7 protein-coding genes are annotated in these 5,263 nt (G+C 46.9%); 4 read left to right on the top strand and 3 right to left on the bottom strand.

The annotated features are described in order from the left end of the window. Together GF309_05400 and GF309_05395 are read right to left on the bottom strand one after the other, a co-directional pair. The coding region (locus GF309_05400; GenBank protein ID MBD3158207.1) for a hypothetical protein at positions 1 to 707 on the bottom strand (707 nt) is incomplete at its 3' end. A gap of 50 nt (positions 708 to 757) precedes the next feature. After that, positions 758 to 937, bottom strand: coding sequence for a hypothetical protein (locus tag GF309_05395; GenBank protein MBD3158206.1), 180 nt, complete (start codon positions 935 to 937; stop codon positions 758 to 760). Positions 938 to 1,000: 63 nt separating this feature from the next. On the opposite strand from GF309_05395, the gene GF309_05390 reads away from it, so the two are divergent. The 3 genes from GF309_05390 (at position 1,001) to GF309_05380 (ending at position 2,994) form a co-directional block, all read left to right on the top strand. Continuing rightward, on the top strand, positions 1,001 to 1,387 hold the full coding sequence (locus GF309_05390; protein MBD3158205.1) for a hypothetical protein: 387 nt from the start codon (positions 1,001 to 1,003) through the stop codon (positions 1,385 to 1,387). A gap of 91 nt (positions 1,388 to 1,478) precedes the next feature. Further along, positions 1,479 to 1,766 carry a hypothetical protein gene (locus GF309_05385; GenBank protein MBD3158204.1) on the top strand — a complete coding sequence of 96 codons (288 nt, stop codon included), beginning with the start codon at positions 1,479 to 1,481 and terminating at the stop codon, positions 1,764 to 1,766. A 178-nt stretch (positions 1,767 to 1,944) separates the two neighbouring features. Further along, positions 1,945 to 2,994, top strand: coding sequence for a hypothetical protein (locus GF309_05380; GenBank protein MBD3158203.1), 1,050 nt, complete (start codon positions 1,945 to 1,947; stop codon positions 2,992 to 2,994). A 167-nt stretch (positions 2,995 to 3,161) separates the two neighbouring features. Here the strand turns inward: GF309_05380 and GF309_05375 are convergent, their stop codons facing one another. Then, positions 3,162 to 3,911 carry a hypothetical protein gene (locus tag GF309_05375; GenBank protein ID MBD3158202.1) on the bottom strand — a complete coding sequence of 250 codons (750 nt, stop codon included), beginning with the start codon at positions 3,909 to 3,911 and terminating at the stop codon, positions 3,162 to 3,164. A gap of 77 nt (positions 3,912 to 3,988) precedes the next feature. On the opposite strand from GF309_05375, the gene GF309_05370 reads away from it, so the two are divergent. After that, the gene (locus GF309_05370) at positions 3,989 to 4,903 is read left to right on the top strand and encodes an IS5 family transposase (GenBank protein ID MBD3158201.1); all 915 of its coding nucleotides are present in this window, start codon (positions 3,989 to 3,991) and stop codon (positions 4,901 to 4,903) included. Positions 4,904 to 5,263: the final 360 nt, after the last annotated feature.

Genomic DNA, 5,263 nt, shown 5'->3' with positions numbered 1-5,263 from the left:
GCTATGAACCACGGTCGTCCATCGGGTTCGAATACATTCAGCTTTTTTCCGGTCTGCACATCCCAGACTGCAATAGTCCCATCCTCGGATGCAGTAGCGAGCTTGGTACCATCAGGGTGCCACTGAATACAGTATACTTCCTCATCATGTTTGTATTCCTTCAACTGTTCCCCAGTTTCTGGGTTCCAAATTCGAGCGATACCATATGAACTTGCAGTAGCGAGTTTGTCACCTTCGGGATTCCAAGCTATGAATTCTGTTCGGGTTCTGTGCTGTAACGTCTCAAGCTTCACTCTTTCCTTGATATCCCAGATATGAACAGAATTCTGAGCCATTGTAGCAAGACAGGTGCACATTGGATTCCATGCTAATGAGTCAACTGCCCAGTCATGTTCTAGAGCGGCAATTTCTTCTAGAGAATCAACATTCCAAACAAGTACGGTATCATCTAAGCCGCTAGTAATACCAGCCAACCTAGTTCCATTGGGGCTCCAAGCGACCTTGTAGAATCCTCCCTCGTGGGAGAATGTAGCAAGCCTTTCGCTAGTCTTGACATCCCAAATGACAGCCCTTCCATCATGCGAAGATGTGGCAAATTTCGTGCCCTTGGTATTCCATTCAGCGGAGAATACACTATCATCATGCTGGAAAGTAGCAAGCTTGTTGGGATGAAAATTTACGCCTGATGTATTATGCGAGTTAGCCATCACAGTTCATACTAGACATTCTTGTTCTACTATTAAGGATTGTATGCATTTTAAATCAGTGTGAATTTGGAGATGGTGAATTGTACTACGCATTCTTGAACAAACTCCAGTATGACTTGGTTACCAAGATTTGGAATGTTCGTGGCCGGCGTGGTCACAGGTGGTGCTACCGCTATCTGGGGGCTGGATATGATCATGCAGTCGACCATATAGAAATCCATCTTTGACATGATAACAAAGACCGAGATGAGGTTCCTCGGGTTGACGAAGAGTTCATCGATAGTTTCAGCCTGATGCATTTCGTATCGGATAAGGGAACGGACCTGCTCCTGCAGGAGATCTTCGCGGAAGCCATATCACTCGGCTTTGGTAGTTTCACGTCGATAGGTGCAAGTACAGCCGGGCAGGCCGGTACGACCACCTTTGCCAGTGCCAAGGGTGCGTGGGCACTTGCCGGACCATTGAGTGATTTCTTGGAAACCAACGGTAAGTACCTGTTCTTCGGGCTCATGACAGCGACCACACTGGCCGGCGCAGCCCTATCAGAAAAGCTCCCACTTGGCGCGAAGCTGAAGGACATGGGCTACCTACAGAAAGCAGGTTTATCGGCGACAGTTATGCAAGTGGCGATGCAGGCCCTGAACACGGGGTTACTCCTGTCTTATTGCATATCGTCCTAGGAGGCTAATAGCATAACAGAACTACAAGGTGAAGAATTATGGATAGAAACATAAACGAGAATGGGATACCAGCTACAGGAGGTAGTTGGTAGTGGATTATGAAACATTGAACAAGGTCAGAAGAGCAGGCATTGTTGGGTCTATACTAAGTGCAGTAAATGCCTTGATCATTTACGATGGAATGAGAACCTCTGTGGATCTCATATGGCCGAGTACTCATGAAGAGTGGGGCGGGTTCTATACCGAAGGTTCGGCTAGGGCTTCTGAGGAAATGGTGTTTCCCTTGGATGCCTGCTATCAATGTAACAATATGCTTGGATCCATTCTCAACAACTTTTCTCAATCGACCCGGGCACTTGGCGCAATTGGTCATCGCTAGATTCCCTTCTTTCTCAATGCCCTCTGTTTTTTCTAAAATCCCCCACTTGTTTATACCGGCTGGTTACTCATATCATCAAAAGAACGCCCATTGAAGACATACATATTAGCGAAGTTCCCCATATTGCTCGCAAAGTTAATATTCGTATTCTTGGTTTCGTAAGGTCGTGGAACAGGGAATGAAGCATATTCGAAAGAGAATCAAATTCATTTGCCTCTTTGTAGTTTCCACCATGATGCTTGTTGTTATCACCTCACTTGTACAATGTGAGCCTGTTCAGATGGCAAGAAACAATCATCAATCTGAGTGTGTGATATCGGATGTGCCTGAGGCACCTACCCCTCTTTCACCTACGAACGGTTCATATACAGAGAACAAGCGACCAGAATTCGAGTGGAGTGAGAGCGCTGGTGCTTCAAGCTACACTCTGCAACTAGACCTGAATACTAGTTTCTCCTCATCCAATCTAACCGAAATAGACGACTTAGAGAGCACATCTTACATCCCGACCACTGACCTCGCACATGGAAGGTGGTACTGGCGTGTCAGAGCTCAGAACGCATCGGGGCCGGGATTGTTCTCGGAAGTTATGACATTTTCAATTATCCCATCTAGGACAGTACCTAGCCCAAATGGCTTAGCGGATTTCATAATCCCCCTTGTTTCAGCGGTGTGTATCACAGGAATTGTCACTGTAATCTATAGGAAGTATCAAGGCCATTTGGGTGAGCAGCAAGACTCTGGGTCGAGAAGAATCTTGTCCCCTATCCAAGCAGGTATCGTATTGTTTCTTGTTGGATTGTTGGTGCCTGATTCATTGAGAATCATGATTTACACCGAACCATCTACTTCCGAGCTCGCCATGAGGCTGTATTCTGGTACTGTCTTTTGGTCGCTTCGGGTTACGCAAGAATCATTGCAGCTTCAACCAATCCGCAGTGAAGGAATAGCATTCTCAGTCTTCACAGTAATTTTCCAACTCATATTCGTTCTACAAGTAATAGAGTATTGCAGGGGACATACGACAAAACTCAAGACCTTTGCTGCATGGCTCCTCAGTCAATTGCCTGTATTCGTTTCGGCGCTTCCAGCATTTCTCGGGGATATAAGAATAAGTTTGCGATCTATATCCTACACCGGACCTACATTCGCCACGCTTGTTGCGGGATACATCATGATGCGTGTTGTAGGTCCCAATACAACAGATGAACCTTGGTTGAAGAATTAAGTTGCTATTCATTAAAATGATTTGATTTTAAGAAGGCAAATTCGCTTGTTGTATCGTTTTTGAAAAGAGGAAAAGAGAGACATGCCAACTTCGAACTTACTTACGAGTGAAGCCGTTCATTGACACGTCCGCAGAGCCGATTTTCTCATTAGGGGTTGTTGACTCTTTTATGCATCCGGGTTGGACACATAGACATAATGTTGAGTTGTACTAATAGTGACATCCACACCTGCTGGTGCTCCCTGACTGAGTTCAATCCAGTTGTCCCAGTAGCCATTCGCAGTCTGGGTGTTCTGAAATTTGAAGTTGAAATCCGGGGTTTGCCCATCAGTGTCGTAAACCTCTTCGTAGTTGGTAAAGCACATGTAGGTATGCCACCCTACCTGAGCATACCTATTAAGGATAAAGTAGTCTCCCTTGGTGTATACTGTCTTGCTCCATTCGATCCATCCACCAACACGTAGACGGTAGGTGAGATAACCATTGTCCAGAGACATTTCAAAGTGGTAGTTTGTATCCTGATCTAATATGATTGCACTTGGATCGTAGTGGTACGTGTCTATCCATCCCGATTCGTCATGTTCAGTCCAACACCAAGTGAGACCCCAATGACCGTGGTCTGCTGAGAAACCGATTTGATTGTAGCTCCCTGCATCATCAAAACATGAAAGCAATACATAGTAGAATTCACCGGAACCACATAAACCGTTAGGAGTCTTGATTTCTACCGATAGATATGTGCTTGTAGGGGGGAATATATACCAATATGCGATGCTTCCTTTATACCACCCATCACCAGAGACTGTCGGTTCAGGCGTATCGGTCCAGTTCCATGTCGAAGTATCATTCATGATTTCGGAGTTCCAGCCCCGTGCCTTGGGAGGTGGAGTTGGTTTGTATTTGGCTGCAAATGACACATAAATTTGTGGTCCTATTATCGGCTCTGTAAAATAATACAAGGATTAAGAGGCGAGTCGCCCACGGCATATGATTTATGGCTTACGATAGGTCATACAACGCGGCCAAAGCTCGCCGTTTTTACTATCTCCTTCAAGAGCTTATGAGCCTTTGCAATACCATTCCGGATGTCCGGTCTCACCGTGGTCGACCGGTGGAATTCCCTCTCCCGGTGCTGTTCGTCCTCCTCGGGCTCAAGTTTGATGCCAGACTGGGGTATCGTGATTTCGTGGCTTGGCTTGCCCTTCAACCAGAGCTGCTTGTCCGACTGGGTCTTCAACGCCCACCCAGCCACACCCTCCTCAACGGAGCTCTCAAACGATTGGATACCCGGCTCCTCCACCGACTGTACGAGGTCGTTGCCCGGAAGCAACCTCCACCCAGATGGGTCGCGGTGGACGCCACTGGCTTCTCCCATGCGACCGGTGGTGAGTGGTTATCGGTGCGGTTCAAGAAGACGCGGAAACGACGGTTCCATGCCCTTCACGCGGCCGTGGACACCGAGAGCTTGCTCGTTCACGCCGCCAGGGTTCGAGCTCGACCCGGGGGAGATGCCAAACACCTGGTTTCCCTGTTGCGACGGGTACCAGCTAGCCATCTTGCAACGGTCTACGGTGACAAGGCCTACATCTCCAAGAAGAACGCTCAGTTCGTAACCGAGCTGGGTGCCTACCCGGCTATCGAACCCAAACGGAACCTGCGAGCTCGATCCCGGGGCCACAGAGGATACGGGCAGTTGCTGCGGGAGTACAGAGCTAACCCGGATAAGTGGAAGCGAACGCATCAGTACGGTCAGCGAAGCCTTGCGGAAACCGTGTTCAGCATGCTGAAAGTACGGTTCAGTGGAAGTTTGAGCTCACGGGGCTACAAAGAGCGGCGACGAGAGCTGCTGATCAAAGTCCTTCTGCACAACATCCAACAGGTGAACTTCCTAGAGTGTACTGCAAGGTGAATTATTTTACAGAGCCCCTATTATCAGGAGAACCACAAACACTAATAGTATTGACTTAGATTTATTCATAAGAAAACCTCTTTTTTTATTAAGGCATTACATGTTCCCTTTGTTGAAACACGAAACCCAACCTATAAAGGTTAAACCTCCAGTTATTTTATGTTGTTATATGCTATAAATATTACTACATTTGATATTTGTTGGTTAGTTTGTAGGCTACACAACTTCCAGCTGATGTATTATTTGCGTTCATAGATTTCTATCTGGAGAGATTTGTTGTGAAAAATGAAACTATCTCCTGAAGAAGCTCAGACAGAAGAGGAGACGAGATTACTAGACCGGGTGTTGCAGCTTTTCGTG

It is taken from the genome of Candidatus Lokiarchaeota archaeon (genome assembly GCA_014730275.1).
In the GTDB taxonomy this organism is placed as follows: Archaea; Asgardarchaeota; Thorarchaeia; order Thorarchaeales; family Thorarchaeaceae; genus WJIL01.
This window is presented reverse-complemented; position numbering and strand designations above follow the sequence as displayed.

Coding starts and splice junctions, on each gene's coding strand:
- GF309_05380 (MBD3158203.1), top strand. CDS start 1,945: ATGAAGCATATTCGAAAGAGAATCAAATTCATTTGCCTCTTTGTAGTT.
- GF309_05395 (MBD3158206.1), bottom strand. CDS start 937: ATGTCAAAGATGGATTTCTATATGGTCGACTGCATGATCATATCCAGC.
- GF309_05370 (MBD3158201.1), top strand. CDS start 3,989: ATGGCTTACGATAGGTCATACAACGCGGCCAAAGCTCGCCGTTTTTAC.
- GF309_05390 (MBD3158205.1), top strand. CDS start 1,001: ATGCATTTCGTATCGGATAAGGGAACGGACCTGCTCCTGCAGGAGATC.